The organism is Wenzhouxiangella sp. YN1, assembly GCF_056324145.1.
The window spans coordinates 17,671-44,544 of the sequence record NZ_JBJNIO010000157.1 but is presented as its reverse complement, the minus strand read 5'-3'; the positions used below and the strand labels follow the sequence as shown (position 1 = coordinate 44,544).

The 26,874-nt window shown below is 64.5% G+C and carries 25 protein-coding genes; 7 read left to right on the top strand and 18 right to left on the bottom strand.

What is annotated here, in order from left to right:
• Positions 1 to 2: 2 nt before the first annotated feature.
• From lepA to rpoE, 6 genes are all read right to left on the bottom strand, one after another.
• Positions 3 to 1,808 carry a translation elongation factor 4 gene (gene lepA / locus ACEWQZ_RS13100; protein ID WP_476483551.1) on the bottom strand — a complete coding sequence of 602 codons (1,806 nt, stop codon included), beginning with the start codon at positions 1,806 to 1,808 and terminating at the stop codon, positions 3 to 5.
• Between the two features lie 110 nt (positions 1,809 to 1,918).
• Positions 1,919 to 3,328, bottom strand: coding sequence for a DegQ family serine endoprotease (locus ACEWQZ_RS13095; protein ID WP_476483550.1), 1,410 nt, complete (start codon positions 3,326 to 3,328; stop codon positions 1,919 to 1,921).
• 32 nt (positions 3,329 to 3,360) lie between these two features.
• The gene (locus tag ACEWQZ_RS13090) at positions 3,361 to 3,810 is read right to left on the bottom strand and encodes a SoxR reducing system RseC family protein (RefSeq protein WP_476483549.1); all 450 of its coding nucleotides are present in this window, start codon (positions 3,808 to 3,810) and stop codon (positions 3,361 to 3,363) included.
• Positions 3,811 to 3,819: 9 nt separating this feature from the next.
• The gene (locus ACEWQZ_RS13085; RefSeq protein ID WP_476483548.1) at positions 3,820 to 4,779 is read right to left on the bottom strand and encodes a MucB/RseB C-terminal domain-containing protein; all 960 of its coding nucleotides are present in this window, start codon (positions 4,777 to 4,779) and stop codon (positions 3,820 to 3,822) included.
• A gap of 43 nt (positions 4,780 to 4,822) precedes the next feature.
• Positions 4,823 to 5,428 (bottom strand): sigma-E factor negative regulatory protein, encoded by a 606-nt coding sequence (locus ACEWQZ_RS13080; protein ID WP_476483547.1) that lies wholly within the window; start codon positions 5,426 to 5,428, stop codon positions 4,823 to 4,825.
• Between the two features lie 12 nt (positions 5,429 to 5,440).
• Positions 5,441 to 6,022, bottom strand: coding sequence for an RNA polymerase sigma factor RpoE (gene rpoE / locus ACEWQZ_RS13075; protein ID WP_476483546.1), 582 nt, complete (start codon positions 6,020 to 6,022; stop codon positions 5,441 to 5,443).
• A 250-nt stretch (positions 6,023 to 6,272) separates the two neighbouring features.
• Here rpoE and amaB point away from each other — a divergent pair, with 250 nt between their 5' ends.
• The 3 genes from amaB to murB all read left to right on the top strand — a co-directional run bounded on the left by amaB (position 6,273) and on the right by murB (position 10,037).
• Positions 6,273 to 7,802, top strand: coding sequence for an L-piperidine-6-carboxylate dehydrogenase (gene amaB, locus ACEWQZ_RS13070; protein ID WP_476483545.1), 1,530 nt, complete (start codon positions 6,273 to 6,275; stop codon positions 7,800 to 7,802).
• A gap of 188 nt (positions 7,803 to 7,990) precedes the next feature.
• A complete protein-coding gene (locus tag ACEWQZ_RS13065; protein WP_476483544.1) occupies positions 7,991 to 9,025 on the top strand; it encodes a quinone-dependent dihydroorotate dehydrogenase in 1,035 nt (344 codons plus the stop codon).
• On the top strand, positions 9,003 to 10,037 hold the full coding sequence (gene murB, locus ACEWQZ_RS13060) for a UDP-N-acetylmuramate dehydrogenase (RefSeq protein WP_476483543.1): 1,035 nt from the start codon (positions 9,003 to 9,005) through the stop codon (positions 10,035 to 10,037). Before ACEWQZ_RS13065 ends, murB begins: the two co-directional genes overlap by 23 nt.
• Before the next feature lie 100 nt (positions 10,038 to 10,137).
• On the opposite strand, the gene rpoH is transcribed toward murB, so the two are convergent.
• Both rpoH and ACEWQZ_RS13050 read right to left on the bottom strand, forming a co-directional pair.
• Positions 10,138 to 10,995, bottom strand: coding sequence for an RNA polymerase sigma factor RpoH (gene rpoH / locus ACEWQZ_RS13055; protein WP_476483542.1), 858 nt, complete (start codon positions 10,993 to 10,995; stop codon positions 10,138 to 10,140).
• A 243-nt stretch (positions 10,996 to 11,238) separates the two neighbouring features.
• Complete coding sequence (locus tag ACEWQZ_RS13050) at positions 11,239 to 13,338, bottom strand: prolyl oligopeptidase family serine peptidase (RefSeq protein ID WP_476483541.1); 2,100 nt, start codon at positions 13,336 to 13,338, stop codon at positions 11,239 to 11,241.
• A 104-nt stretch (positions 13,339 to 13,442) separates the two neighbouring features.
• Here ACEWQZ_RS13050 and ACEWQZ_RS13045 point away from each other — a divergent pair, with 104 nt between their 5' ends.
• Entirely contained in the window at positions 13,443 to 15,296 is a 1,854-nt protein-coding gene (locus ACEWQZ_RS13045; RefSeq protein ID WP_476483540.1) for a penicillin-binding protein activator, read from the top strand.
• Positions 15,289 to 15,663, top strand: coding sequence for a YraN family protein (locus tag ACEWQZ_RS13040; RefSeq protein ID WP_476483539.1), 375 nt, complete (start codon positions 15,289 to 15,291; stop codon positions 15,661 to 15,663). Before ACEWQZ_RS13045 ends, ACEWQZ_RS13040 begins: the two co-directional genes overlap by 8 nt.
• Positions 15,664 to 15,685: 22 nt before the next feature.
• Here ACEWQZ_RS13040 and ACEWQZ_RS13035 read toward each other — a convergent pair whose 3' ends face one another.
• From ACEWQZ_RS13035 to glyA, 9 genes are read right to left on the bottom strand one after another with little or no spacing between them, the layout of a single operon-like run.
• Positions 15,686 to 16,177, bottom strand: a complete 492-nt coding sequence (locus ACEWQZ_RS13035; protein ID WP_476483538.1) for a phosphatidylglycerophosphatase A family protein — start codon at positions 16,175 to 16,177, stop codon at positions 15,686 to 15,688.
• The gene (thiL, locus tag ACEWQZ_RS13030; RefSeq protein WP_476483656.1) at positions 16,170 to 17,108 is read right to left on the bottom strand and encodes a thiamine-phosphate kinase; all 939 of its coding nucleotides are present in this window, start codon (positions 17,106 to 17,108) and stop codon (positions 16,170 to 16,172) included. Before thiL ends, ACEWQZ_RS13035 begins: the two co-directional genes overlap by 8 nt.
• Positions 17,101 to 17,562, bottom strand: a complete 462-nt coding sequence (gene nusB / locus ACEWQZ_RS13025) for a transcription antitermination factor NusB (protein WP_476483537.1) — start codon at positions 17,560 to 17,562, stop codon at positions 17,101 to 17,103. The genes thiL and nusB overlap by 8 nt, the downstream gene beginning before the upstream one ends.
• A complete protein-coding gene (gene ribH / locus ACEWQZ_RS13020) occupies positions 17,559 to 18,020 on the bottom strand; it encodes a 6,7-dimethyl-8-ribityllumazine synthase (RefSeq protein ID WP_476483536.1) in 462 nt (153 codons plus the stop codon). Before ribH ends, nusB begins: the two co-directional genes overlap by 4 nt.
• A gap of 9 nt (positions 18,021 to 18,029) precedes the next feature.
• Complete coding sequence (gene ribB / locus ACEWQZ_RS13015; protein WP_476483535.1) at positions 18,030 to 19,145, bottom strand: 3,4-dihydroxy-2-butanone-4-phosphate synthase; 1,116 nt, start codon at positions 19,143 to 19,145, stop codon at positions 18,030 to 18,032.
• A complete protein-coding gene (locus ACEWQZ_RS13010) occupies positions 19,142 to 19,738 on the bottom strand; it encodes a riboflavin synthase (protein WP_476483534.1) in 597 nt (198 codons plus the stop codon). The genes ribB and ACEWQZ_RS13010 overlap by 4 nt, the downstream gene beginning before the upstream one ends.
• A gap of 13 nt (positions 19,739 to 19,751) precedes the next feature.
• Positions 19,752 to 20,828 (bottom strand): bifunctional diaminohydroxyphosphoribosylaminopyrimidine deaminase/5-amino-6-(5-phosphoribosylamino)uracil reductase RibD, encoded by a 1,077-nt coding sequence (gene ribD / locus ACEWQZ_RS13005; protein WP_476483533.1) that lies wholly within the window; start codon positions 20,826 to 20,828, stop codon positions 19,752 to 19,754.
• A 46-nt stretch (positions 20,829 to 20,874) separates the two neighbouring features.
• Positions 20,875 to 21,381: a transcriptional regulator NrdR gene (nrdR, locus tag ACEWQZ_RS13000; protein ID WP_476483532.1), complete on the bottom strand. Its 507-nt coding sequence runs from the start codon at positions 21,379 to 21,381 to the stop codon at positions 20,875 to 20,877.
• Positions 21,382 to 21,428: 47 nt separating this feature from the next.
• On the bottom strand, positions 21,429 to 22,688 hold the full coding sequence (glyA, locus tag ACEWQZ_RS12995; protein ID WP_476483531.1) for a serine hydroxymethyltransferase: 1,260 nt from the start codon (positions 22,686 to 22,688) through the stop codon (positions 21,429 to 21,431).
• A 139-nt stretch (positions 22,689 to 22,827) separates the two neighbouring features.
• On the opposite strand from glyA, the gene ACEWQZ_RS12990 reads away from it, so the two are divergent.
• Positions 22,828 to 24,192, top strand: coding sequence for a phosphohexomutase domain-containing protein (locus ACEWQZ_RS12990; protein ID WP_476483530.1), 1,365 nt, complete (start codon positions 22,828 to 22,830; stop codon positions 24,190 to 24,192).
• A gap of 31 nt (positions 24,193 to 24,223) precedes the next feature.
• Here ACEWQZ_RS12990 and ACEWQZ_RS12985 read toward each other — a convergent pair whose 3' ends face one another.
• Complete coding sequence (locus ACEWQZ_RS12985; RefSeq protein WP_476483529.1) at positions 24,224 to 26,083, bottom strand: DUF885 domain-containing protein; 1,860 nt, start codon at positions 26,081 to 26,083, stop codon at positions 24,224 to 24,226.
• 238 nt (positions 26,084 to 26,321) lie between these two features.
• Here ACEWQZ_RS12985 and ACEWQZ_RS12980 point away from each other — a divergent pair, with 238 nt between their 5' ends.
• Positions 26,322 to 26,861 carry a YSC84-related protein gene (locus tag ACEWQZ_RS12980; protein WP_476483528.1) on the top strand — a complete coding sequence of 180 codons (540 nt, stop codon included), beginning with the start codon at positions 26,322 to 26,324 and terminating at the stop codon, positions 26,859 to 26,861.
• Positions 26,862 to 26,874 lie beyond the last annotated feature (13 nt).

Here is a 26,874-nt window from a genome sequence, read left to right as displayed (position 1 = left end):
TTTCAGCTCTCCTGGTCGGTTCGCAGTACGGCCAGGAAAGCCTCCTGCGGAATCTCGATCTTGCCGACCGACTTCATCCGCCGTTTGCCGGCCTTCTGCTTCTCCAGCAGCTTGCGCTTGCGGCTGACATCGCCGCCGTAGCATTTCGCGGTCACGTTCTTGCGATAGGCCTTGACTGTCGAGCGGGCGATGACGTGGGCGCCAATCGCGGCCTGAATGGCAACGTCGAACATCTGACGCGGAATCAGCTCGCGCATGCGATCGGCCAGTTCCCGGCCGCGGCGCTCGGCATGATCCTGATGCACGATGGTCGACAGCGCATCGACCTTTTCGCCGTTGATGAGCAGATCAAGGCGCACAAAGGGACCGGCCTCATAACGCGCAAAATCATATTCGAAGGAAGCGAACCCGCGACTGACCGACTTGAGTCGGTCAAAGAAGTCCATGACCACTTCCGACATCGGTAGCGCATAGGTCAGCTGTACCTGGCCGCCGAGAAAACGCATGTCGTGCTGCGTGCCACGCTTTTCTTCGCACAAGCCGATAACGCCGCCGACATACTCCTGCGGCACCAGAATGTTGGCAAGAATGACCGGCTCGCGAATTTCGGCAATCTTGTTGGCTGCAGGCAGGCCAGCCGGATTGTCAAGGTAGATGAGCTCATCGTCATTCATTGCCAGCTCGTAGATCACCGTCGGCGCAGTGGTGATCAGATCCAGCGCATACTCGCGTTCGAGGCGTTCCTGGACGATTTCCATGTGCAGCATGCCCAGAAAACCGCAGCGAAAGCCGAAACCCAGAGCCATCGAGGTTTCGGGCTCGAATTGCAGCGACGAATCGTTGAGCTGCAGCTTGTCCAGCGCCTCGCGCAAATCCGGATAGTCGGAGGCGTCGATCGGAAAGATGCCGGCGAAAACCCGCGGCTTGAGCGGCTTGAAGCCGGGCAGCGGCGTTGCCGCCGGGTTTCGCGCGCTGGTGATGGTATCGCCCACCGGGGCACCGTTGACTTCCTTGATGCCGGCGGCGACGAACCCGACCTGGCCGCAACCGAGAGACTCGCCCGGGCGGCGCTTGGGCGTGAAAATACCGATCTGATCGGCCTGGTGCTCTTCGCCCGAAGACATCACGCGGATCTTCTCGCCGCGTCGCAGACGCCCCTCCTTGATGCGCACCAGCGAGTTGACTCCCAGATAATTGTCGAACCAGGAATCGATGATCAAGGCCTTGAGTGGCGCATCGGCCTTGTTCTCCGGCGCTGGGATCCGCTTGACCAGAGCCTCCAGGATTTCACGAACGCCCACGCCGGTCTTGGCGCTGACCATCAGCGCATCCGAGGCATCGATGCCGATGATGTCCTCAATCTGGTGCTTGACGCGCTCGGGATCGGCCGCCGGCAGGTCGACCTTGTTGATCACCGGAATCACTTCCAGGCCCTGCTCGACGGCGGTGTAGCAGTTGGCCACGCTCTGGGCCTCGACTCCCTGGGCTGCGTCCACGACCAGCAACGCGCCTTCGCAGGCGGCCAGAGACCGCGACACTTCGTAGGAAAAGTCGACGTGGCCCGGCGTATCGATGAAGTTGAGCTGATAGACCTCGCCGTCGTCGGCGTGGTAGTCCAGCGTCACGCTCTGGGCCTTGATGGTGATCCCGCGCTCGCGCTCGAGATCCATCGAATCGAGGACCTGCTCCGCCATTTCCCGCTCGCTCAGGCCCTCACAGGCCTGAATGAAACGATCGGCCAGCGTCGACTTGCCGTGGTCGACGTGGGCGATGATCGAAAAGTTGCGGATATGGCGAGTGTCGGTCATGAAAGATTCAGCGCTGTGGAACCAGATCGCCCCCGCCAGTCACGGGGGCGATCGCGAGGACTAAAGAGTAGCCGATTATACCGACCGGGGTGGGCCGGCGACCAATCGCGTCACTCCTTGCTCTCGGTTTCGGGACGATAGGCCAGGAAAGCGGTGGTCCCGTTGGGCTGCTGTACCAGCAAGGCCACGGTTCGGCCGGGTTCGATTTCGGCGGCAATGCGATTGAAATCGTCCATGTCTCCGACCGGCTGATTGTTGATCATCAGGATCAACTGGCCGCGGCGGATGCCGGCACGATACGCACTGTCGCTTTCGACCTCGGCAACCAGCAGGCCGCTTTCGGGATCGTCATAGCGCTCGCGCAGCTCACCGCTCAGCGGCTCCACGACCAGGCCCAGGGCATTCGACGGCTCGCCGGATCCGCTGCCGCCCATGCCCTGGCGCCCGGCGGCGGACTCGCGCTCTTCCAGGGTGACCTCGAGCGTCTGGCGTTCGCCCCAGCGCCAGATGGTCATCTCTGCCTTGGTGCCCGGGCGCTCCATGCCTACCAGCGGTGGCAGCTCGGAGTGACGATCGATGGGCGTGCCGTTGAATTCGAGAATGACGTCACCGACTTCGACACCGGCCTTTTCGGCCGGGCTGCCGGGTTCGACCTGGTTGATCAGGGCGCCGGCGGGGCGCTTGAGGCCCAGCGCCTCGGCCTGCTCGCGGGTAACGGCCTGCAGCACAACGCCCAGATAACCACGCATGACGCGACCATGCTCGAGCAGCTGCCGGATGGAATTGCGCGCGATCTCGCTGGGAATGGAAAACGACAGGCCGATATTGCCGCCGTGGGAACTGAGAATCCAGGAGTTGATACCGACCACCCTGCCGTCGGTGGTAATCAGTGGGCCACCGGAGTTGCCGCGGTTGATGGCCACATCGGTCTGAATGAAGGGCACGTATTGCTGGCGCGCGCCCTGGCTGCGGCCCTTGGCGCTGACGATCCCTGCCGTCACCGACTGCTCGAACTGGAAGGGTGAGCCAATCGCGATGACCCACTGGCCGGGCTTGAGCTCATCGGTGGAGCCGAAATCGAGCGTCGGAAGGTCGTTGGCATCGATGCGCAGCACGGCAATATCGGTCTCGGCATCGGAGCCGACCAGATCGGCCTCGAACTCGCGCCGATCAGCCAGGCGAACGATGATCTCGTCGGCGCCGTCGATGACGTGATGGTTGGTCACGATCAGGCCATCGGACTCGACGATGAACCCGGATCCGCCGCCCTGGCGATCGGGCTGGCCGCCGCGTCCGTAAGGCTGGTCGAAAAAGCGCCGAAAGAACTCGGGCATGCCTTCGGGCATGCGCTGCGCCTCACCGCCGGTCTCGTCCGGACGGGTGCCAAAGCGCGTGGTCTCGATATTGACGACAGCCGGAATCGACTCTTCCACCAGCTCGGTAAAGTCCGGCTGTGCAAATGCCGACTGCGCGGTCAGCAGCAGGCAGGCAATGGCAATCGCCTTGAGTGTTCCATTCATTGCACTCTTCCTTCGGTTTGAGTTTGGCTGAATCACGAATTGGTGTCTGTGCGGCTGCAGGGCAAGCGCCGGATCGCCAGGTTCAACAGCGGCTGCCGACGACCGGGAAGCGCGCGCAACAGCAGCGCAGCCGCAGCCAGCCCGCCCCCCAGCGCAAACAGATCGCGGCCGCCACTCTCGCCGGCCAGCAGGTGGCCAGCCACCGCGCCGGCAAGAAACCCGACCAGCGGTAAACCATAGTGGCGCATCACCGCGGCGGTCAGCACCGCCGGCTCAAGCCCCACGTGCACCCGGTCTCCCGGCACGAGGCCCGGCCTGACAGGTACTCGCACCCGGCTCTCGCTGCGTTTGAAAAGGCTGGAAAACACGCCGGCGCCGCAGCCCCGGCCGCGCGCGCATCGCTGACATTCATCGGCGCGAAAGAAGACCAGGGTCAGATGGTCGCAATCCCGGGCATCCACCCGCGCCGGCTGCCAGATCATGGCCGCGACTCAGCGCTGTTCCCGTGGCTGGCGGCCATGGCGCAGCTGGCGGCCGACAAACTCGACCGTCGCCGCCGGCACTTCGCCAACGACGGTATAGAGCTGACCGTCAGCCCGGGTGGTGTAGGCGTGCACCGCACCCATGGTGTCGACCTGCCCGGTGACCGTTTCGCCGGCGGCGCGCTCGACGTAGATCGAGAAACTCGACAGACCGTCGCTGTAGAGCAGGTGCTCGAACTGTTTGCCGTCCGGCCCCAGGCCCCGGCCGGCGTTGACCAGGCGGAAACCGCGCGGCACACGCGGGCTCACCGGGATCGAACTGATGCTGGTGCTGGCCGCACTGGAAGTCTTGTTGACTATCTGGGTCGTGAAGGCATCGCCATCGAGCCCCGGCTCGAGCTCGGCGTCGGAAATATTGCCGCCCAGCTCCAGTGATGTGAACGACAACTGCTGAAGCTGCTGGCCATCATGGTCGATGAGCGCGAAACGCAGCAGCATGCCGGTATGCTCCTCCAGCCACAGCCGGGAGCCGTAACGATAGGCATCGCGCGGCTGGATGTGAATGATGCGCGCCATCATGTTGGCAACGCGCTCGCGCCCCCCCAGACTCATTTGGTAACCCGACTCGGGACCGAGCAGGCGATTGACCGGCAGCGAGGGCAGCAGCCGCCCGGCCAGCTGGCTTTCGAGCATCATCGGCTCGGTGCCCGGCAGGATACAGCTCACGCGGTTGCCGCTGCGCAGGATTTCCCGCGGGGAGCCATCAACCGAATAGATGCGCTCGTGGACGCCGTCGTCGTCGGCACGATGCAGGATATTGAGAGTATCGACGGCGCCGTTGCGCACGTGTACCAGGGTGCCGCGATAGTTGAGAGTCTCGATGGCCCGTGACATGCGATCGAGCCAGTGGTGCACACCCTGCTCGGCAGCCATCGTGGCCAGCGGTGCCAGCAGCAGCGCGCCGGTCATCAGGGTTGCCAGGATTCTGCGGGGCTGAGATCGATGCATGGTGTCAGGGGGTGTTTACTGGCGCCTCGGTACCGACCGGCTCTCCCCGGACCTCTTTCTCGACGGCGTTGAGCTCGGTAACGATCGGCACCCAGGAGACGAAACCCGTGCTGCCCGCGGCCTGATGGTGGCGCATGACGTAGCCGCTGAGCCGCTGGCGCTGCGAGCGCTGGTCTTCGGAATAGCTGACGGGAACAGCCGACTGGGTGAAAGGTTGATCAAGCTGCGTGGGGCGACTGACGAAACCGGGCTCTTCATTTTCAGCGAGACCGCCGGAACCGCTCTGCTCCAGCATACTGGAGTTGATGCCGACAATGGCCATGACCGCCACGCTGGCGGCAATGGCGCCGCCGGCAACCGGCCGCAGCAGCCTCGAAGACAGGCTTTTACTGGGCGCCGGTTCGCTTTCGAGCGCAACGGCCACTCGTGCTACCAGGTCACCGCCGGCCAGACGCTCGTTGCGCAGACACGCCCGCAGCATGTGCATGCGACTCCAGCGGGCCTTGAGTTCGGCATCGCCAGCAAGCCGCCTGAGCATGAACTTGCATCCTTTGCGGTCCAGCTCGTCGTCCATCAGGCTCGACAGATGTTCCCGGCTCGATTCAGTCATATCGCAGTTGTCCTATTGATTGTCCAGCAGCGGCCGCAGCCGCGTGTCGATGGCCTCGCGGGCCCTGAAGATTCTGGATCGGACGGTTCCGATCGGGCAATCCATGGTTGTGGCAATGTCTTCGTAGCTCATGCCTTCGAACTCACGCAGTGTAATGGCCACTCTCAAATCGTCCGGCAGATCCGCAATCGCCTGGTGAATGGTCTGCTCGATCTCGGATCGAAGGAGATCATGTTCCGGCGAGTCCTGTTCCTTGAGACGTGAATCAACCTGAAATTGTTCCGCATCCTGTGCATCGACATCAAACTGGGGCGGCCGACGACTCTGTGCCACCAGATGATTCTTGGCGGTATTTATCGCAATCCGGTATAGCCAGGTGTAAAAGGCACTGTCGCCACGAAAGCGACCAATTGCACGATAGGCCTTGATGAAGGCCTCCTGGGCCACGTCGAGGGCCTCGGCATGATCGGACACATAGCGAGACACCAGACTCACGATCTTGTGCTGGTATTTGCCCACCAGCAAATCGAAAGCCGACTTGTCACCGCCTTGTACCCGTTCTACCAGTTGCTGATCAACTTCCCGCTCGCCCATCGGGGCAATTCCTGTCCTTGCATGAGCGACCGGGCGCATGTGATGAACTAGACCATGGCCCGGTCGGATAGTTTCATGGAGATCCTGCAGACTCCCTGCCGACAGAGAATATCACGCCGCCGGCCTGCGGTACGCCGTCGCGTCATCCGCCGTGGCGAATCAGCCAGCGCAGCGCTTCGACCCGGGCCGCTCCAAGGTGCGATAATAGGCGGCTGAATTCCTGATCCAAAACACGTAGGAGACCACGGTCATGAGTGATCACAAGCAACTGCTCGAACGCCTGGGCCTGAAGGACATCAACCCCGGCACCTGTTTCGGCCCGGGCCAGTACGCCCCGGTACGCGAGGACAACCTGATCGAATCGATCAACCCCACCGATGGCAAGACCATCGCCCGCGTCAGCGCGGCCAGCGAAGCCGACTACGAAAAGGTCATCAAGACCGCACAGGAGGCAGCACTGGCCTGGCGCAAGATTCCCGCGCCCGAGCGCGGCAACGCAGTGCGCCTGGCCAACGACGCGCTGCGCGACTACAAGGACGCCCTGGGCTCCCTGGTGTCGCTGGAAATGGGCAAGATCAAGCCCGAAGGCGACGGCGAAGTCCAGGAAATGATCGACATCGGTGACTTTGCGCTGGGCCAGTCGCGCATGCTCTACGGCAAGACCACGCATTCCGAGCGCCCGGGCCACCGCCTGTACGAGCAGTGGCACCCGCTGGGCGTGGTCGGCGTGATCACGGCCTTCAACTTTCCCGTGGCCGTGTACGCCTGGAACGCCTTCATCTCGGCCATCTGCGGCAACGCCACAATCTGGAAGCCCAGCCCGAAGGGCGTGCTGTGCGGCGTTGCCGTGCAGAACATCATCAACGAGGCGCTGGCCGACACGGATTATCCGCCGGTGTTCACTTCTTTCATGGAAGGCGGCAACGAGCTGGCCGAGCGCTTCATCGACGATGAGCGCGTCGACCTGATGTCGTTCACCGGCTCCACCCAGGTCGGACGCATGGTCGGCGAACGGGTGGCCGCGCGCATGGGCAAGAGCCTGCTGGAGCTGGGCGGCAACAACGCCATCATCATGGACGAGACCGCCGACGTGAACCTGGCGATCCCCGCCGTGGTCTTCGGCGCCGTGGGCACGGCCGGCCAGCGCTGCACCTCCACCCGCCGCCTGTTCGTGCACGAGTCGATCTACGATCAGACCGTCGAGACTCTGGTCAACGCCTACGGCCAGGTGCGCATCGGTGACCCGCTCGATGACGACACGCTGATGGGCCCGCTGACCGACGAAGCCTCGGTCAAGCGCTTCGAGCAGGCCATCGAGCGCGCGCGCGAAGCCGGCGGCAAGGTCCTGACCGGCGGCAAGCGCATCGATCGCGAGGGCTTCTTTGTCGAGCCGGCCATCGTCGAGGCCGAGAACCACTGGGATATCGTTCAGGAAGAGACCTTTGCGCCGATCCTCTACGTGATGAAGTTCAGCGATCTGAAAGACGCCGTGGCAATGCAGAACGACGTGCGCCAGGGCCTGTCCTCGTCGATCTTCACCACGGATCTGCGCAACGCCGAATACTACCTGTCGCACCAGGGTTCTGACTGCGGCATCGCCAACGTCAACATCGGCACCTCGGGTGCGGAGATCGGCGGCGCCTTCGGTGGCGAAAAGGAAACCGGCGGCGGTCGCGAATCCGGCTCGGACGCCTGGAAGGCCTACATGCGCCGCCAGACCAACACTATCAACTGGTCAACCGAAATGCCGCTGGCCCAGGGCATCAAGTTCGAGCTCTGATGGCGATACCGAGGCGGCGGGGTGGTTGCGCGCAGGTCGGCGTTACATCGCCGACGGACGAGAGTCGGAACCTGTACACGCACAGCCATGCGTGGTCAGGCTTGAAACCTCTTCGGTCGCGGCTGTAACCGCGACGTGCGCCGCGCCCTCCCTGTCGCCTCGCTCGGCACCCCTTGAAGGCACCAACCATGTACCAGTGGCTTCGCAACGGCCTGTTCATGCTCCCGCCGGAGACGGCGCACGAGCTCGCGCTCGGCGCCCTGTCGGCGGGCCGCTGCGTCGGCTTGCCCCGATTGATGGGCGGACGGCCTGAGAACAAGCCCGTCGAGATCCTGGGGCTGCGCTTTCCCAACCCCGTTGGCCTGGCCGCGGGGCTGGACAAGAACGGCGATCACATCGATGCCCTGGGTGATCTTGGCTTCGGCTTTATCGAAGTCGGCACCGTTACCCCCCGATCGCAGCCGGGCAACCCGAAGCCGCGGATGTTCCGCCTGAGCGAGCATCAGGCCCTGATCAATCGCCTGGGCTTCAACAACCAGGGCGTCGACCACCTGGTCGAACGCCTGCAGCGCCGACGCTTCGCCGGCATCGTGGGCGCCAATATCGGCAAGCAGAAGGACACGGCGGTAGACGAGGCGGCCGGTGACTACCGCTACTGTCTGGAGAAAGTCTACCGGCACTGCGACTACGTCACGGTCAACATCTCCTCGCCCAATACCGCCAAGCTGCGCGAGCTGCAGGATACCGGCCATCTGCGCGAGCTGCTGAGCGAGCTGACCCGGACCCGCGACCAGCTCGCGGCAGAACACGGCAGCCAGCGCCCGCTGCTGGTCAAGATTGCACCGGACTGGGATGAGCAGGCCTTGACCAGCTCGCTGGGCATCATTGGTCAATCAGGCATTGACGGCGTGATCGCGACCAACACGACGCTCGCCCGCCAGGCCGTCAACGGCCATGTCCACGCCAATGAAGTGGGTGGCCTGAGCGGCATACCCCTGAGAGCGCAGGCCGATCGGGTACTGCGCCACGCCCGACGCGTGCTCGGGCGCCGCTTTCCGATCATTGGCCTGGGCGGCATCAGCTGCGGAGCCGACGCCGCGAACAAGCAGGACTGCGGCGCTGATCTGGTGCAGATCTACACCGGCTTCATCTACCACGGCCCGGCACTGATCCGCGAGTGCATCCGCGCCTGGAGCGCCGATGGCGTTGCCGAACGCAGCTGAGATCATTCATCAGGCCGATCTCGAGCCGTTGAGCACCTTCCGGTTGCCGGCCCGTGCCGCAGAGCTGGTCTGCATCCAGTCCCGCCGACAGCTGGCTGCCCTGCCCGACAAGCCGGGGACGGAGCTGATTCTCGGTGGCGGCTCCAACACCCTGTTCGTGGACGACTTTCCCGGCCGGATCGTGTTGAACCAGATGCGCGGCGTGCACAGTCGCTGTGCCGGCGAGGAGGTGCTGGTCACCGCGGCCGCCGGAGAGAACTGGCATGCCCTGGTTCGGCGCTGCCTGAGTGCAGGCCTTTATGGCATCGAGAATCTGATCATGATCCCCGGCTCAGTTGGCGCCGCACCAATGCAGAACATCGGCGCCTACGGGATGGAACTGGCCGATGTCTTCGAATCACTCAGCGCCTACGACCGCGAATCTCGGGAGCTGGTCACCCTCGGGCGCGAAGACTGCGGCTTCGGCTATCGCGACAGCCGCTTCAAGTCCACTGATCGCGGCCGCTTCGTGATTTGCGACGTCACCCTGAGGCTGTCTAGGACGTTTACTCCGCAAACCGGATACGCCAGCCTTGCCGGGGAGCTGAAGCGAACGGGAATCGACCGACCCGGAGCGCGACAGCTGGCAGCAGCCGTCATGCGGTTGCGACGTCATCGTCTGCCCGACCCGGGCCGCCTGGCCAATGCCGGCAGCTTTTTCAAGAACCCCATCGTTGATGCCGACGTCGCCGAGCGACTGCTTGCTGCCCATCCCGAGCTGCCACACTGGCCCATGGCCGACGGGCGCCACAAGCTGGCGGCCGCCTGGATGATCGAGCGTCTGGGCTGGAAAGGGCGCACCATCGGTCGGGTCGGCGTCTACCAGCACCATGCGCTGGTACTGGTCAACCATGGTGGCGCCAGCGCCGCCGAGCTGCTGGAGCTGGTTGCCGCCGTTACCGAATCGGTAGCTCAGCAATTCGGGCTGGCGCTCGAACCCGAGCCGATGATGGTGGGAGGTGTCGAAAAATGAACCGCAAGATGCGGTGCCCGGGAGCGCCGGGTCACCGCCTGTATTGAAGCTGCTGTTCGCTGGGCCCCTGTACCCGCAGAGCCGCTCGCTCGGGGTCGATTCAGGCCTTGAAGCGCGCCTTGAGCTTTTTCATCGCTGCCGCCTCGAGCTGGCGGATGCGCTCGGCCGAAATGCCGTAATGATCAGCCAGCTCCTGGAGCGTGGTCTTCGGATCCATCAGCCAGCGGGCCTGAATGATGTCGCGCGAGCGGTCATCGAGGCTTTCGATACCATCAAACAACAGGTTGCGATGGTGCTGCTCCCAGTCCTCGGCTTCGGCGATATCGTCAGGAGATGCCGTCAGGCCCTCGAGGTAGGCGGCCGGCGCCATGTAGGTTGATTCATCGTCGTCGGTCGGCATGTCATAGCCGATATCCTGGCCCGACAGGCGCGACTCCATTTCCATGACCACTTCGGGCTTGACGCCCAGGTCATCGGCCACCGCGTTGACCTCGGCTTGATTGAGCCAGCCCAAGCGCTTTTTCTGTCGACGCAGGTTGAAGAACAGCTTGCGCTGCGCCTTGGTGGTGGCCACCTTGACGATGCGCCAGTTGCGCAGAATGAACTCGTGCATTTCCGCCCGAATCCAGTGTACGGCGAACGACACCAGCCGTACCCCCTGATCAGGATCGAAGCGCTTGACCGCTTTCATCAGGCCGATGTTGCCTTCCTGAATCAGGTCGCTGATCTGGAGGCCGTAGCCGGAGTAGCCGCGCGCAACGTGCACCACGAAGCGCAGGTGCGCCATGACCAGCCTGCGGGCCGCGTCCAGATCCTCTTCGTCACGATAGCGGCGCGCCAGGCTCTGTTCTTCATCCAGCGTCAGCACCGGAATGCGGTTGACTTCCTGGATGTAGGCATCCAGCGAGCCGGTTCCGGCGGGCGCAAGCAGATGACTGGGTACGAGATCCTTGGCCATGTAATTCTCCTTCGATACACCGCAAATTATACCAAATCAGACGCTCCCGATTGAAGCAGGAGTGATTCGGTCCTTTATTGCCTTTCGCGCGTTTTGACGCCACCGCGGCGGCGAAGTTCCACGCCTGCCGCAGCATCAGGCCGACCGCCGGCTGCAAACCCAGCCCGCTGCTGATGCGCCTGCACCGGCGGCGAACCGCCGGCAAGCTGCAACCTGCCTGCGCGGCACGGCGTGAGTCGGGGGCTACTCGGCCTCCCCGGCGGCACCCGATGCCAGACGATCGTGCAGGTAAGCGTAGATCAGCCCCGAAAGGAACGCGCGCTGCTTGAGGTTGGCCGCACCGCCGTGACCGCCCTCGATGTTTTCGTAATAAAGCACGTCATGGCCCTGATCGAGCATGCGCGCGACCATCTTGCGCGCATGTCCGGGGTGGACGCGGTCATCACGCGTGGAGGTCGTGAAAAACGCTTTCGGATACTCGACCCCGGCCGCCACGTTCTGGTAGGGCGAGTACTCGCTGATGAACGCCCACTGCTCCGGGTCGTCCGGATTGCCGTACTCACCCATCCAGCTGGCGCCGGCGAGCAGCTTGTGGTAGCGCTTCATATCAAGCAGCGGCACCTGACAGACCACGGCGTTGTACAGGTCGGGGCGCTGTACCATCACCGCGCCGACCAGCAGCCCGCCGTTGGAACCACCCTGAATGCCGAGGTGCTGCGGCGAGGTGATGCCGCGCTCGATCAAATCCTCGGAGACGGCAATCAGATCATCGTAGGCGCGCTGACGATTCTCCTTGAGCGCCGCCTGGTGCCAGCCAGGCCCGAACTCACCGCCGCCGCGAATATTGGCGAGCACGAACACGCCGCCGCGCTCCAGCCAGGCGGTGCCGACCACGCCGGAATAGTAGGGCGTCCTCGAAACCTCGAAGCCCCCATAGGCCGAGAGCAGCGTGGGGCTGGCACCGTCAGCTTGATAACCGTCGGGCGTGATCACGAAATACGGAATCATCGTCCCGTCGGCCGACTCGGCCTGGTGCTGAACCACCTCCATGCCCCGGGTGTCGAATCGAGCCGGTTCGGAGCGGACCTCGTGATGCGTGTCGGCCAGCGCGTCGGCTTCGTAGAGCGTCGACGGCGTCAGAAAGCCGGTGTAGTTGTAGAAGAAGCGATCCGAGCGATCATCGGCGGTCACGACCGAAATCGTGCCCATCTCCGGCACATCGAGCTCGCGCTGCCGCCAGCCCTCGTCGTCATGCGTGAAGCTGAGCAGCTTGCCGCTGACGTTGTCGAGCAGGTTGACCAGCACCGCGTTTTCGGTCGTGGTCACGCCGTTGATCGACTGCCGCTCGCCGGGCTGAAGCAGCACCTCCAGCGCCGGCACGGAGTCGAGAAACGACTCGATCGGGCCCACCACCAGGCTGCCCTGCGAAAAGGTTCGGTCGCCCACGGTCCAGTCGGACTTCAGATCGACGAGCAGGTACCCGTCGATAACGCCGGCCAGCGCGGCATCGTCGGGGACGTTGATGCGGCGGACCCGGCCCTGATCGTGAAGATGATATTCGGAGGTGAAGAAGGTCACCGCGCGCGTGATCAAGTCATAGTGCTCATCGCCATCGTGGATGCGGGCGGAAAATACGCCGACATCGCCCTTCTCACCCTCGAACACGGTCTCGGCCGCGGACAAGTCGCTGCCGCGCCGCCAGATCCGCACCGTGCGCGGATAACCCGAATCGGTCACCTGGTCGTCACTGAAGGCGGGGCCGACGAACACGCTGTCGCGATCGCGCCAGGTGATCGAGCTCTTGGATTCATCCAGCTGGAATCCGTCATCGACGAATGTGCGCGTTTCCAGGTCGAACTCGCGCCTCACTGCGGCATCCGCGCCGCCGATCGACAGGCCGACATTGCAGCGGTCGTAATCCGGATAGCGGCAGCTGGCCCCGGCCCAGACCCAGTTTTCTTCCTCGCGTTCGGCCAGGGCGTCGATATCCAGGATGACGTCCCATGCCGGTGCGTCACTGCGATAGTCTTCCAGAGAGGTCTGGCGCCAGAGTCCGCGGACGTGCGCCTCATCGCGCCAGAAGTTGTAGACCTTCCCGCCCATCAGCCCGGGATAGGCAATGCGGTCGTCTGAAGTCAGGATCTCGAGCGCACGCGCGTGGATCGACTCGAACTGCGGCTGCGACTCGAGGTAGTCGAGGGCGCGTTCGTTCTGCCCGCGCGCCCAGGCCAGGGCATTTTCGCCCTCGACGTCTTCCAGCCACAGCCAGGGATCGTCAGCGGCCATGGCGGTGGTCGGGGCGAACGCCCCGGCAAGCATAAACAGCGCAACAAGGTGCTTCATGTTTCATGTCCAGTGATTAAGTGACTACATCGACAAACCCGTGCATCATGCCAGATCGCGCCGCACCGTGCCGGCAACGGCCGGCGTGGTTTATCATTCCCGGCATGAAACGACTCATTCTCCTGTTGTTTTCACTTTCGCTGCTCACCGCCTGCGCCCCCTCCGGCCCCGGCACGCGCAGCGAAACCGGCATCGACGGCGGCCGTATCGAACGCATGCTGGCCCGCGGTGATTACACCGAAGCCGCGCTGGCCTTTGAACAGCAAGCGCTGAGCCGGCCCCTGGATGCCGATCGGCTGTGGCTTCGCGCCGCCGAAGCCTGGCTCGAGGCCGCGCGGCTCGATCAGGCAGAGAAGACGCTCAGGCGCATTGACACGGCAGCCCTGGTCGACGCCGAGCTCGTGCGCCTGGACCTGGTGCAGGCGGAGCTGGCCATGCGCCGCGGCGACCTGGCCAACGCCGGCTGGCTGCTGGCAAGCACCGCCGAGCGCCTGCCTCGCAGCCTGCAGGCGCGCCATGCCGAGCTGGAAGCCCGCCTGAAGGAACACGAGTCCCGGCCCATTCGCGACGCGCTGACGGCGCTGCAGACAGCCGTCGCGGAGCCCGGATTCAGCCCGGAGACCGCCCTGGCACTGATGCTCGACTATCCCGTCGCCGAGCTCGAGCGCGTGCTCTATCAGGTGTCTGACCAGCCACGCCTGCTGCCCTGGCTGGACCTGGTCATTACCGCACGCGAACAGCTGCTCGACGACGCGGCCCTGGATCAGGCCCTGTCTGCCTGGCAAAGGCGCTGGCCGGAGCAGGACTACCGGGCCGACGAGGCCCGTCGCTGGATCGCGGCCTGGCGCCAGACCCGCCCGATGCCGGAGCACATCACGGTGCTGCTGCCGGCCGCAGACACGCCGCTGTATCGACCGGGAGAGGCGCTGCGTGAGGGCTTGCTGGCTGCCTGGCTGCGCCTGCCGCCGGATCGACGACCACGACTGAGGTTCCACTACCTGGACCAGGATCAGGAAAGCGTGCACGCGGCCTGGTTCGATGCGCGCGAGAACGGCAGCGATTTTCTCATTGGCCCGCTGCAGCGCGACAAGGTCGATGCCCTGATCGACCTGCCCGATGCCGGCCTGATTCCAACCCTGCTGCTCAACCTGCCCGAGGAGCCCGAGCAACTGTCTGCTGCCGATGGCGAGGTGGCTGCGCTGGCTCTGCCGCCGGAGGACGAAGCCGAGCTGGCCGCCGTTCACGCCCTGGCCACCGGGCACCGGCGCGCGCTGGTGCTGGCGCAGTATTCCGACTGGGGTGAACGCGTCGCCGACGCCTTTATCGAAACCTTTCGTCTCGGCGGCGGCCAGGTCCTGGCCAACCGCATCTATGACCCTGCGCTGCCCGATCACTCCACGCTGCTGCGCGAGACCCTCGAAGTCGACCAGTCGCAGGCACGGGCGCGGCGGCTGGCCGGCGTGATCGGAACCCGGCCCGAGTCGGTTGCCCGACGGCGCAGCGATATCGACCTCATATTTCTCGGCGCACGCGAAGACGATGGTCGCCTGCTGCGCCCGCAGCTGGAGTTTTTTGACGCCGGCGATCTGACAATCATGGCCACCTCCTACATCGTTGACGGCGCCCCGCACCCCGATCGCGACCGCGACCTCGACGGCATCATCACGCCCATGCCACCCTGGTTTCTCGACTACACCACTGCGGGCACGCTGCGAGAGCGTGCCGACGCGCTCTATGCCGGCCTCGACAACGCCACGCTTTCGCGCCTGCACGCGCTGGGGCGCGACGCCATGGCGCTGGTGCCCTGGCTGGCGATGATGCGCGACGATCCGGCGCTGTCGCTACCGGGGGCCATGGGTGATCTGAGCCTGCCGGCCGACCGGATAGTCCGGCGTGACCTGCCGATGGTCAGAATCAACGGCGGCATTGCCACACCGGCAGAGCCGGAAGATGAGTAGGCAAGTCCGCGGTGAGCAGGGGGAGCAGCAAGCCGAACGCTGGCTTGCAGAACGCGGCCTGAAGCTGGTCGAGCGCAACTACCAGTGCCGAGCGGGAGAAATCGACCTGGTCATGCTCGATCCCTCCGCCCACGATACCGAGGTGCTGGCATTCATCGAAGTGCGCCTGCGCGGCCCCGGTGCCCGAGTCGACAGCATTGACAGCATCGACGAGCGCAAGCAGCGACGGCTGATCAGCGCCGCGCGTCATTTCCTGATGAGCCGTCCGCAATGGCAGGAGCATGCCTGCCGCTTCGACGTCGTCGGTATCGACGGAAAGGAAAACCGCCTGCGCTGGATTGCCGGCGCTTTCGAGCTGTCGGCCTGAGCACCAACCGCCGCACGTACCTTCAGTACGCCTGAAGCACCACCGCGGCCAGCAGCAGGCAGGCCAGCGCATACGCGGCCGCCAGCACATCATCGAGCATGACCCCAAGGCCGCCATGAACGCGCCGGTCGAACCAGCCGATGGGCCAGGGCTTGAGGGCATCGAAAACGCGAAACAGGATAAAGGCCGCCAACCACCAGCCCCAGCTCAACGGCAGGCAGACCAGCACCAGCCACAGCCCGACGAACTCATCGAAGACAATGCCGCTGTGATCGTGCACGCCAAGACGACGCCCGACGCGCCCGCACAGCCACACGCCGAAGGCAAAAGCCAGCGCCAGCACGAGCAGCGCCAGGCCCGTGGGGAGAAACACCAGCGGCAGCGCCAACGGAACCGCGGCCAGGCTGCCGGCCGTGCCCGGCGCATACGGCGACAGCCCGCTGCCAAAACCAAAGGCCAGAAAGCCGTCGACCGAACCCAGCGCCACCTCGCGCGTGCGCGCTCGCTCAGTCATGACGAAAGTGGTCCCAGCCCGCTCCCAGACCGGCCGGCACTGCATGCTGTGCCGAGCGGCAAACCACGCCGCCCTCCCCGCCAATGACGCCAATGGCGGTCAGATCGACCCGGGCATCCCGGGCAAGCGCCTCGAGGTCGGCAGCAGCCGGCAGCACGGCAAGCAGCTCGTAATCGCTGCCGCCGCCGGTCTGCAGGCGAAAACGCTCGACGGGATCGGCGACGGCACGCTTCAGGGCGGCTGAAGCCGGCAGGGCATCGAGATCGACTTCAGCGCCCAGGCCCGTTTGCAGCAAGTGATTCAGGTCGGCCAGCAAGCCGTCGGAGAGATCGATCATGGCCCGGGCTGACGCGCGCAGCACCTGACCCGCCGTGACCCGCGCGGTGGGTCGGCGCAAGCGCGCACGCAAATCAGAACCAGCCTGATCACCCAGTCTCAGAGCCGCCGCCGCATCGCCAACCGTGCCGGTCACGACCAGTCGATCTCCGGGCCGGCCGCCGTGGCGAGTCACCGCCTGGCCCGCGGGCAGTTCACCGATCAGCTCGACGCCGATATTGAGCGCGCCGCGCGCCAGATTGCCGCCCACCAGCGCCATATCGGCAGCCTCCGCGGCGGCCAGGAAGCCATCGAGAAAGCCATCGATCCAGCGCTCCTCGATATGCGGCAGCGTCAGCGCCAGCAGGGCCCAGCGCGGCGCGGCGCCCATGGCGGCCAGATCACTCAGATTGGCGTGCGCAGCCAGGTGGCCGACGTCTTCGGCCGGCCAGTCGGGCGTGAAATGGCGGTCAAGAACCAGCGAATCGGTGGTGACCGCCAGCTGATGGTCAGGTGTGGGCGTGAGCACCGCGGCGTCGTCGCCAATCCCCAGAGTCACACCATGACCCGGGGCGGCGCGTGCGCGGATGCGCTCGATCAACCCGAACTCATCCATCGCCGGCACTGGCGTCACGCTCTGCCTTGCGCACCATGCGCGACAGGCGATCGAGCACGCCGTTGACAAAGGTGTGCGCCTGCTCGGCCCCGAAGCGGTGCGCAAGCTCGACGGCTTCGTCGATAATCACCCGATATGGAGTTTCCGGGTGATGCATGAGTTCGCACGCACCCAGTCGGAGGATGACGCGCTCCATCTGATCAAGGCTGGCATCGGCACGCTTGACGTGGGGATTGAGCGCGGCATCCAGCGCTTCGCGATTGGCCACGACCTCGCGCACCAGCGTCTCGAAATAGTTTTCATCCACGCCGCTGAAGTTCTGCTCCTCACGGAACTGCTCGATGATGGCCGGCGCACTGCTGTCATTGATCTGCCACTGATAGAGCGCCTGCAAGGCTCGGCGCCGGGCGCGGCGACGCGGCTCGTAAGGGCTGACCGTACGCCGTCGGCTCATGCCCCCACCCGACGCTTGAACTCGATCATGTCGAGCACCGCCATGGCCGCTTCCCGGCCCTTGTTCTTGCGCTCCGGATCAGCGCGCTCAAGCGCCTGCTCAGCATTTTCCGGGGTGAGCACGCCAAAGCCGACCGGCAGGCCGCTCTCGAGCTGAACCTGTTGCAGCCCGCGCGCACACTCGGCGGAAATGAAATCGAAATGCGCGGTCTCGCCGCGCACCACCGCGCCCAGCGCGATGATCGCATCAAAGCGACCGCTGGCGGCCAGCGCTGCTGCGGCCAGGGTCAGCTCCCAGGCGCCCGGAACGGGATGGACCTCGATGTGCTCCTCGTCCATGCCGGCATCCAGCAAAGCCTGGCGACAGCCGGCCAGCATCAGGTTGGTGATCTCGGCGTTGAAACGCGCCACGGCGATGGCGACGCGGCTGCGGTCTGCAGCCCGATGCGGTTCAGTCATGATGTCAACTCAGCCCTCTTCTTCAGGCAGAAGGTAGTCGGTGATCTCCAGGCCGAAGCCGTCCAGCGCGTGCAGGCGCTTGGGCGCGCCGAAGACCTGCATGCGGCGGATGCCGAGCTCGGCGATGATCTGCGCGGCGATACCATAGCTGCGCAGCTCGTTGGCTGCGTGGTCGGTCTGGCCAGCCTCGGCTCCGCTTTCGGCCGCCGTCAGACCGGCCAATCGGCTGGCGTCCTCTTCATCGTGGCCCAGCACCAGGGCCAGGCCGTGGCCGCGGCGGGCGATGTCGGCCAGGGCGGCATCCAGCGGCATGCCGAAGCCGGGCTCGGTAATGCCCATCACGTCGCCGAGCAGCTCGGGGACGTGCACCCGCACCGGAATCGATTTTTCCGGATCGATTTCGCCGCGGATCAGCGCCCAGTGCAGGCGCTGGGTGATGCGGTCGCGAAAGACCTTGAGCAGAAACTCGCCGTGGGCCGTACCCACCGTCTGGGTGTGTACACACTCGACGTTCTGCTCGGTACTCATGCGGTAGCGAATCAGGTCAGCCACGGTGCCCATCTTCAGGCCGTGCTCCTTGACGAACGCCTCGAGCTCCGGCCGCCGCGCCATGGTGCCGTCCTCGTTGAGAATCTCGACCAGAACAGCGGCAGGCTCCAGCCCGGCCAGCAACGCCAGATCCATGCCCGCCTCGGTGTGCCCGGCACGCGCCAGCACCCCCCCGGGCTGGGCCATGAGCGGAAACACGTGGCCGGGCTGATTGAGGCTGTCAAGCCCGGCGTCCGGGGCCACCGCCGTGCGAATGGTATGCGCGCGGTCGTAGGCCGAAATGCCGGTCGTCACGCCGGTGGCCGCTTCGATGGATACGGTGAAATTGGTCTGATGATGGCGATCGGTATCGCGCACCATCAGCTGCAGGCCCAGCTGGCGACAGCGCTCGCGCGTGAGCGACAGACAGATCAACCCGCGGCCGTAACGCGCCATGAAATTGATGTCTTCCGGGCGCACCATCGGCGCGGCCATGATCAGATCGCCCTCGTTCTCGCGATCCTCATCATCGAGCATGACGACCATGCGACCGGCAGCAACATCCTTGAGGATGGATTCAATCGAGTCAAAACTCATGAGGTCACTCCAGTGAGCCGTTCCAGATAACGGGCAAGCAGGTCCACTTCGAGGTTGACCCGGCCATCGACTTCGAGCCCGCCCAGTGTGGTCACCGCAAGGGTGTGCGGAATCAGGTTGACCTCGAACTCGCGCCCGTCGACGGCGTTGATGGTCAGGCTCACGCCGTCGAGCGTGACCGAACCCTTCTCAGCAATGAAGCGCGCCAGCGCTTCAGGAACACGAAGGCGCACAACACGACTGTCGCCGACCGGCTGAATCGAAACCACTTCGGCCAGGCCGTCGATATGGCCGGTCACCAGATGACCGCCCAGACGATCACCCAGCGCCAGCGCCGGCTCGAGGTTGACCGGGCTGCCGGCACGCAGGCTGCCCAGACTGGTTCGCTCGAGCGTCTCGGCCGACAGATCAGCCGAGAAACCCTGCTCGTCGATGGCCAGCGCGGTCAGGCAGCAGCCGGCAACCGACACGCTGTCGCCTTCGCGCCACTGCGCCGGTTCGAGCCGGGGGCAATCGATACGCATGCGACAGCCGCCCGAAGCGGGCGTAATCCTGCTGACCCGCCCGACAGACTGGACAATTCCGGTAAACATCACTGCGCCCCTTTCAGGAGACAAATCGGTACAGAAAGCGCCAGTCCTGGACAAAGCGACGCGCTTCGACCAGTTGGACATGGAGGCGGTCGTCGAATTTTTCCATCCCCGGCAGATCCAGCAGCGGTCGCCCGCGCCCGATCAGACAGGGCGCCTGATAGACCAGCAGCTCATCGACCAGCCCCTGCGCCGTCAGCGCGCCGCAAAGGGTGGGGCCGGCCTCGACGTGAACCGTATTGAACTCGCGCTCGGCCAGGCGCTGCAGCAGCTCCGGCAGGCTGACCCGACCGGTGGCATCCGCCGACAATTGCCACCATTCCACGCCGTCCCGCTCTTGTCCCGGGGCACAGCTGGCCACGATGACCGGCCCGGGCAGCGTCATCAGCCGGGGCTGTTCGGGCAGGCGCGCACGCGAGTCGACGACAACGCGCGGCAGCTGGCGATCAAAGCCGCTCAGGCGTACGTTCAGCCTCGGGTCGTCGGTCAGCACGGTCCCGATCCCGGTCAGAATGCATGAGGCTCGAGCGCGCCAGAGCTGCACATCGGCGCGGGCAGAGGCCCCGGTGATCCACTGCGAACGATCATCGGCCCCGGCGGTCAAGCCATCCAGGCTGGCAGCCAGCTTGACGCGCACCCAGGGACGGCCACGCTCGTGCCGGCTGATGAAGCCCCGGTTGAGCGCCCTTGCAGCATCCTCCATCAACCCGGTTCGCACAGTGATCCCCGCGCGTGTGAGCTGGTCGTGGCCCGCGCCGGCCACGCGCCCGTCCGGATCGGGCATGGCCGAAACCACCGCAGCGACACCAGCCTCGATCAGTGCCGTGGTACACGGCGGCGTACGCCCCTGATGGCTGCAGGGCTCGAGGCTGACATAGGCCGTCGCACCGCGCGCCCGGATGCCGGCCTGCTGAAGGGCAAGCGTTTCAGCGTGCGGCTCGCCAGCAGCCCGATGCCAGCCGCGACCCACAACCTCACCTGCTTGGACGATCACGCAGCCGACGACCGGGTTGGGGTCGGCGCTCAGGCTGCCCTTCTCGGCCAGACGAAGGGCTTCGGCCATGTAGCGATGATCGTCTGCGGTAAAGGACATACGCAAAAAAACAGCAGTCAGAGATCAGCGGCAGGCGTGTTCGGCATCATTTCTGACCGTCGTCAAGCAAAGGAATCTGGCGCCGATCGATCATGCCGGGGTTGTCGCGCTCGAGCTTCTCGATTTCCACGCGGAAGGCCTGCACATCTTCGAAGCGCCGGTAGACCGACGCGAAACGAACATAGGCCACCTGATCAAGCTGCGACAGCTCGGCCGCCACCCAGTCGCCCAGCTTCTGGCTGGAAATCTCCGGTTCTTCAAGGGTATGCACTGCCCGCACCAGGGTGCGGATAGCGCGCTCGACCAGTTGGGTTTCCACCGGGCGCTTCTCCAGCGCCTTGAGCATGCCGCGCCGGAGCTTGTCTTCGCTGAACGCCTCCCGCGAACCGTCGGCCTTGATCACGTTGGGCGCTTTCAGGACCGCCGTCTCCAGAGTATTGAAGCGCGCGCCGCAATCGGCACACTCGCGTCGGCGCCGGATCTGGAAGCCGTCGGAGGCCAGACGTGAGTCGACCACGCGGGTATCGGTGTGATTGCAGAACGGGCACCACACGACTCAGACAGCTCCGACCTTAAACCGTGACGCCAGGGAGTGAGCCATCAATCCCCATAGACCGGATGCTTGCGGCAGAGAGCGAGGGCAGACTCCTTCACTCGCTGTTCGACGGATTCGTCGCCCATGTTGTCAAGGACGTCGCAGATCAGCCCGGCCAGCTCGCGGCAGTCGTCTTCGGTGAACCCGCGCGTGGTCGATGCCGGCGTGCCGATGCGCAGACCCGAGGTGACGAATGGCGAGCGCGACTCGCCCGGCACGGTGTTCTTGTTGACCGTGATGTTGGCCCGGCCCAGCGCTGCTTCGGCGTCCTTGCCGGTGATGTCCTTGTCGGTCAGATCGATCAGGAACAGATGATTGTCGGAGCCGCCGGAGACCACCTTGTAGCCGCGCTCCATGATGGTCGCGGCCATGGCGCGGGCGTTGGCGACCACGCGCTGCTGGTAATCGGTGAACTCCGGCTCCAGGGCCTCCTTGAAAGCAACGGCCTTGGCGGCGATGACGTGCATCAGCGGCCCACCCTGGCAACCCGGAAAGACCAGCGACTGGAACTTCTTGGTCAGCTCTTCATCATCACCGGGTGACAGGATGATGCCGCCACGCGGGCCCCGGAGCGTCTTGTGCGTGGTCGAGGTCGTGACGTGGGCGTGGGGAACGGGGTTGGGATAGATGCCGGCGGCGATCAGGCCAGCGACGTGTGCCATGTCGACCATGAACCAGGCGCCGACCTCGTCGGCAATCGCGCGCATCCGGGCCCAGTCGACCAGACGGGAATAAGCAGAAAAGCCACCGATCAGCATTTTCGGCTTGTGCTTGTGCGCCATTGCGGCCATGTGCTCATAGTCGACCTCGCCGCTGTCGCGGTCGAGCCCGTAGTGAACGGCATTGAACACCCGGCCGGAAAAATTCACCTTGGCGCCATGCGTCAGATGCCCGCCTTCGGTCAGATCCATGCCCAGAATCGTGTCGCCGGGCTGAAGCAGGGAAAGATAGACCGCCTGATTGGCCTGCGAGCCCGAATGCGGCTGCACGTTGGCATACCCGGCATCAAACAGCTTCTTGGCACGCTCGATGGCCAGGCTTTCGGCAATGTCGACGAACTCGCAGCCGCCATAATAGCGCCGTCCCGGATATCCCTCGGCATACTTGTTGGTCAACACCGAACCCTGCGCTTCCATCACGCGCGGACTGGCGTAGTTTTCCGAGGCGATCAGCTCGATGTGATCTTCCTGACGCTGCTCCTCGGAGCGAATGGCGCGCGCCAGCTCATCATCGAACCCGGCAATGGTGAAAGATTTGTCGAACATGAGTTGAATATTCCAGTGGTTTTTGCAGGCGCATCAATGGTATCACCAAGTCACCCGGGGTTCGCCGGTCACTGTCGCCAGGCCGCCTCGCCTATCATGTAGTCTGCGAACAGGTTCTCCCGGCAGATGAGACGACTCCATGCACAAGCTTCCAGACTCGCCATTCAAGGCCTACGACGTCCGCGGACGCGTTCCTGACCAGCTCAACGAGGAGCGCGCCTTTCTGATCGGCCTAGCCTACGCCCGCGTGATCGAGCCGCAAGGTCCGGTCGCGATCGGATTTGACATGCGCGCCTCCAGCCAGGCGCTGGCCGATGCCCTGGCCGATGGCCTCAACCGCGCCGGGGTGGACACGCGCAGTATCGGCCTTTGCGGAACCGAGGTCGTCTATCACGCCGCCTCGCTGGAAGGAATGGGCGGCGGCATCATGATCACGGCCAGCCACAATCCGGCCGACTACAACGGCATGAAGATGGTGCGCGAGCAGGCCATCCCGGTCAGTGCCGATACCGGCCTGAAACAGATGGAAGCGCTGGTTGCCCAGGGCATCGATTCGCCGCGCAACGGGGCCCGGGGAAGCCATCAAGAACTGTCGGTGTTCGCAAGCTATATCGAACGCGTTCGCGGCTTTATCCACGCCGACCGGCTGGCGCCAATGAAAATCGTGGTCAACGCAGGCAACGGCTGTGCCGGCCCCGCTTTCGATGCGATTGCCAGCGGCTTGCCGCTCGATGTCGTGCGTCTGCATCATGCGCCCGACGGCAGCTTTCCCAACGGCGTGCCCAACCCGTTGTTGCCGGAAAACCGTCGGGAAACTGCGCAGACCGTGATCGACGCGAAGGCCGACCTGGGTATTGCCTGGGACGGCGACTTCGACCGCTGCTTCTTCTTCGACCACAACGGTCGATTCATCGAAGGATATTATCTTGTCGGCCTGTTCGCGCGGCAGCTGCTCGAGCAGTCACCGGGCGAGAAGATCGTGCTCGACCCGCGCCTGACCTGGAACACGCTCGATGAAGTGGCCGATGCCGGAGGGCAGGCCTTGGTCAACAAGAGCGGGCACGCCTTCATCAAGGAACGCATGCGCTCGGAAAACGCGCTCTACGGTGGCGAAATGTCGGCGCACCACTACTTCCGCGACTTCAGCTACTGTGACTCGGGCATGATTCCGTGGCTGCTGCTGCTCGAGCGCATCAACACCACCGGCAAGTCGCTGGCGCAGCTTGTCGATCAGCGCATCCACACCTTTCCCTGCAGCGGCGAAATCAACTTCACGGTCGCAGACACCCAGGGCACCATTGACCGCGTTCTGAGGCACTTCGATGCCGATCAACCGCAGCTTGATCGCACCGACGGCATCAGCCTGGCGTTCGACAACTGGCGATTCAACCTGCGCGCCTCCAACACCGAACCGGTGATTCGGCTGAACGTGGAAACACGCGCCGACCCAGCCCTGCTCGAGAAAAAAACCGAGCTGCTCCACGCCCTGATCGACCGCCGCTGACCCGGCAAGGCGCCGGGTCAGCATGGCCGACTCAGTCCGAGTCGGTCATCAGTTCGGCAATCGTGTCGACCGGGGCCGAGCCGTAGCTGAGAAATTCATTGTGGAAGGCCTTGAGGTCGAATGCATCTCCCAGCTCGGCCCGGCGCTGCTCACGCAGATCCATGATCGCGGCATAGCCGGCGTAGTAGGACGTCAGCTGCACCTGGCTCAGCGTCAGCCGACGCCACTTCTGGGTGGCCTCCGATGTTTCCTGGAAAGCTTCATCCTGCATCATCCTGACGGCCACGTCCCGCTCCATGCCGCGCACGTGCACCGCATAGTCGAGAATGGCGTTATGCACGACCCGCAGCAGCCATTTGCCGTGCATCAGCCACAGCTCCGGGGCCTGTTCACCCCAGCCTGCCTCGAGCATCATGCGCTCTGAATAGACCGCCCAGCCCTCGATCATTGCGCCGTTGCCGAACAGGCTCTTGACCAGGCTCGCCGAGGTGTTGGCGTGCAGCAGCTGCGTGTAATGCCCCGGGATCCCTTCGTGGATGTTGAGAATCTGCAGCATCCAGTCGTTGTACTCGCGCAGGTAGCTTGCCGCCTGCTCCTCGCCATAGGTCTCCAGCGGGGTGACGTTGTAGTAAGTCTCGGCCTGCGGATTGAACGGCCCCGGGGCGCTCACCGAGGCGATGGCACCGGTGCCGCGCATGTATTCAGGCGTTTCCCGCACCACCAGAGGCTTGTCGGGGTCCTGATCCAGAAGATCCTTTTCGCGCACGAAGGCCGCCAACTGCGGCATCTGCCCGCGGATTTCTTCGACGAAGTCCTCGGCTGCCACATGGTCTCGGGACAGTCGATCGATCATCTGCCCAATGCGCTCCAGCCGCGCTTCCGGCATCTCCTGCCCGTCGAAATACTCCGGCCACAGCTCACGGGTGTGGCCATCCATCTCCTCGAGCAGGCGCTGTTTTTCATCCAGGGCGCGCTGGTAGAGCTCGGCGGCGGTGAAGTCCGCCTGGATATCATGGGCAAATTTCTGCTCGTAGAGCGTCTCGCCGAGCCGGAAGGAACGAGCCTGGTCCGATGATTCCAGACGGGCCAGGCGCTGTTCCAGCCAGGACACCCAGGATTCGATCGCTGCCGCGGCATCATCCAGCGCGCTCGACATTGAGCTGGCCAGTTCGGGGTCCAGCTCGACGGCGCCACCGGCGACATGCTCACGCACACTGCCGAGCACGCTCAAGGCACCGCGGTTCTGGCTGATGGCCAGCTCGGTATGCTCGATGGTAGGCACCCCGAGGCTTTCCCGCGCCGCCTGATAATAGGCGGGCACCTGTTCGAGACGGTCGCGAATCAGCGCAAGCCGCTCGGGCAGCGGCGCGAATTCGGTATTCAGCAGGATGCTCAACGGTCCAGCGACGTTGTATTGCGAGGGCTGCCACTCCCAGCTTTTCAGCGTTTGCGTGTAAAAACGCATCGACTCGAGTCGATTTTCCAGCAGCTCGTAATCAGTGCGTCGATCAACCGGGAGCGAGTCGCGGTCGAATGAGTGCAACCGGGTCAGCGACCGCTCGATGAACTGGAGCTCCTCACGCCGATGGCGAGCATCGGGAATGGTCACCGTCCCGGCATTTTCATAGCGCCCCTGATAAATGGCCCATTCCGGCGAGCGGCGCAGCAGGTCAGCGATCAGGTCGTCGACGAAGGCGTCGAAATCCGTCGACTCGCTTCCCTGCGCTGTATCGCCCGCCTTTTCGTCAGCCTGTCCGGACGCCTCCGGCGCGATCTGATTGGCGTCGACCGCGGCAGTCGCAGTCGGGTCGGAAGGGTCGGCCGAATCAGCGCAGGCAACGACCAGCGCGGGCAAGAACACAAGAAAGGCGAGTCGGATCGCGGCGGGCATGGATGCTCTCCCGGAAAGTTGAAACAGCTTTGATGCTACCCCATTTTTCTGACCGACAGCGAGCCGCCGGGCCGCAGCGCGCGGCCGCGGCCGCGGATCACGGACGCCTGATACGGCGTCAGCCCGGGCCAATTTTCGGTCGGCCCGGGCGACGAGTGAACCTTCTATACTGTGAAGTCATCGAACGCCCAGACATCATCAACCGTTATCGCGTCTTCGCCAACCCACGGAGAACCCCATGTCATTCCCATTCCCGCAACGTCCGTTCATCTCCGGTTTGCTGCTTCTGGCCTTGCTGGCCGGCTGTGCCGCCACCCCTTCCGACAGCGTGCTGATCAGCGAATCGCGCTCCGCGCTGGCGAGCATGATCGATCGCGATCCCGGCCTGCAGCGCTGGGTCGACCAGGCTTACGGCTATGTGGTCTTTCCCAACATCGGCAAGGGTGGGTTCTGGATCGGTGGCGGCTTCGGCCGGGGCATCGCCTTCGAGCAGGGTGAGCCGGTAGGCCGGGCTTCCGTATCTCAGGCAACGATCGGCGCCCAGATCGGTGCGCAGTCCTACAGCCAGGTGATCTTCTTTCGCGACGAGGCGGCCATGCGCCGATTTCAGCGCGAAAGCCTGGAGTTTTCCGCTCAGGCCACGGCCGTTGCCGCCACCGAAGGCAAGGCAGCCACCACCAGCTACGAAAAAGGCGTGGCAGTCTTCAATTATGCTCGCGGCGGCCTGATGGCCGAAGCATCCGTTGGTGGGCAGAAGTTCCGCTACTGGTCACTGTAGCCCGGGGTTCGTC

Coding starts and splice junctions, on each gene's coding strand:
- lepA (WP_476483551.1), bottom strand. CDS start 1,808: ATGACCGACACTCGCCATATCCGCAACTTTTCGATCATCGCCCACGTC.
- ACEWQZ_RS13095 (WP_476483550.1), bottom strand. CDS start 3,328: ATGAATGGAACACTCAAGGCGATTGCCATTGCCTGCCTGCTGCTGACC.
- ACEWQZ_RS13090 (WP_476483549.1), bottom strand. CDS start 3,810: ATGATCTGGCAGCCGGCGCGGGTGGATGCCCGGGATTGCGACCATCTG.
- ACEWQZ_RS13085 (WP_476483548.1), bottom strand. CDS start 4,779: ATGACCGGCGCGCTGCTGCTGGCACCGCTGGCCACGATGGCTGCCGAG.
- ACEWQZ_RS13080 (WP_476483547.1), bottom strand. CDS start 5,428: ATGACTGAATCGAGCCGGGAACATCTGTCGAGCCTGATGGACGACGAG.
- rpoE (WP_476483546.1), bottom strand. CDS start 6,022: ATGGGCGAGCGGGAAGTTGATCAGCAACTGGTAGAACGGGTACAAGGC.
- amaB (WP_476483545.1), top strand. CDS start 6,273: ATGAGTGATCACAAGCAACTGCTCGAACGCCTGGGCCTGAAGGACATC.
- ACEWQZ_RS13065 (WP_476483544.1), top strand. CDS start 7,991: ATGTACCAGTGGCTTCGCAACGGCCTGTTCATGCTCCCGCCGGAGACG.
- murB (WP_476483543.1), top strand. CDS start 9,003: ATGGCGTTGCCGAACGCAGCTGAGATCATTCATCAGGCCGATCTCGAG.
- rpoH (WP_476483542.1), bottom strand. CDS start 10,995: ATGGCCAAGGATCTCGTACCCAGTCATCTGCTTGCGCCCGCCGGAACC.
- ACEWQZ_RS13050 (WP_476483541.1), bottom strand. CDS start 13,338: ATGAAGCACCTTGTTGCGCTGTTTATGCTTGCCGGGGCGTTCGCCCCG.
- ACEWQZ_RS13045 (WP_476483540.1), top strand. CDS start 13,443: ATGAAACGACTCATTCTCCTGTTGTTTTCACTTTCGCTGCTCACCGCC.
- ACEWQZ_RS13040 (WP_476483539.1), top strand. CDS start 15,289: ATGAGTAGGCAAGTCCGCGGTGAGCAGGGGGAGCAGCAAGCCGAACGC.
- ACEWQZ_RS13035 (WP_476483538.1), bottom strand. CDS start 16,177: ATGACTGAGCGAGCGCGCACGCGCGAGGTGGCGCTGGGTTCGGTCGAC.
- thiL (WP_476483656.1), bottom strand. CDS start 17,108: ATGGATGAGTTCGGGTTGATCGAGCGCATCCGCGCACGCGCCGCCCCG.
- nusB (WP_476483537.1), bottom strand. CDS start 17,562: ATGAGCCGACGGCGTACGGTCAGCCCTTACGAGCCGCGTCGCCGCGCC.
- ribH (WP_476483536.1), bottom strand. CDS start 18,020: ATGACTGAACCGCATCGGGCTGCAGACCGCAGCCGCGTCGCCATCGCC.
- ribB (WP_476483535.1), bottom strand. CDS start 19,145: ATGAGTTTTGACTCGATTGAATCCATCCTCAAGGATGTTGCTGCCGGT.
- ACEWQZ_RS13010 (WP_476483534.1), bottom strand. CDS start 19,738: ATGTTTACCGGAATTGTCCAGTCTGTCGGGCGGGTCAGCAGGATTACG.
- ribD (WP_476483533.1), bottom strand. CDS start 20,828: ATGTCCTTTACCGCAGACGATCATCGCTACATGGCCGAAGCCCTTCGT.
- glyA (WP_476483531.1), bottom strand. CDS start 22,688: ATGTTCGACAAATCTTTCACCATTGCCGGGTTCGATGATGAGCTGGCG.
- ACEWQZ_RS12990 (WP_476483530.1), top strand. CDS start 22,828: ATGCACAAGCTTCCAGACTCGCCATTCAAGGCCTACGACGTCCGCGGA.
- ACEWQZ_RS12985 (WP_476483529.1), bottom strand. CDS start 26,083: ATGCCCGCCGCGATCCGACTCGCCTTTCTTGTGTTCTTGCCCGCGCTG.
- ACEWQZ_RS12980 (WP_476483528.1), top strand. CDS start 26,322: ATGTCATTCCCATTCCCGCAACGTCCGTTCATCTCCGGTTTGCTGCTT.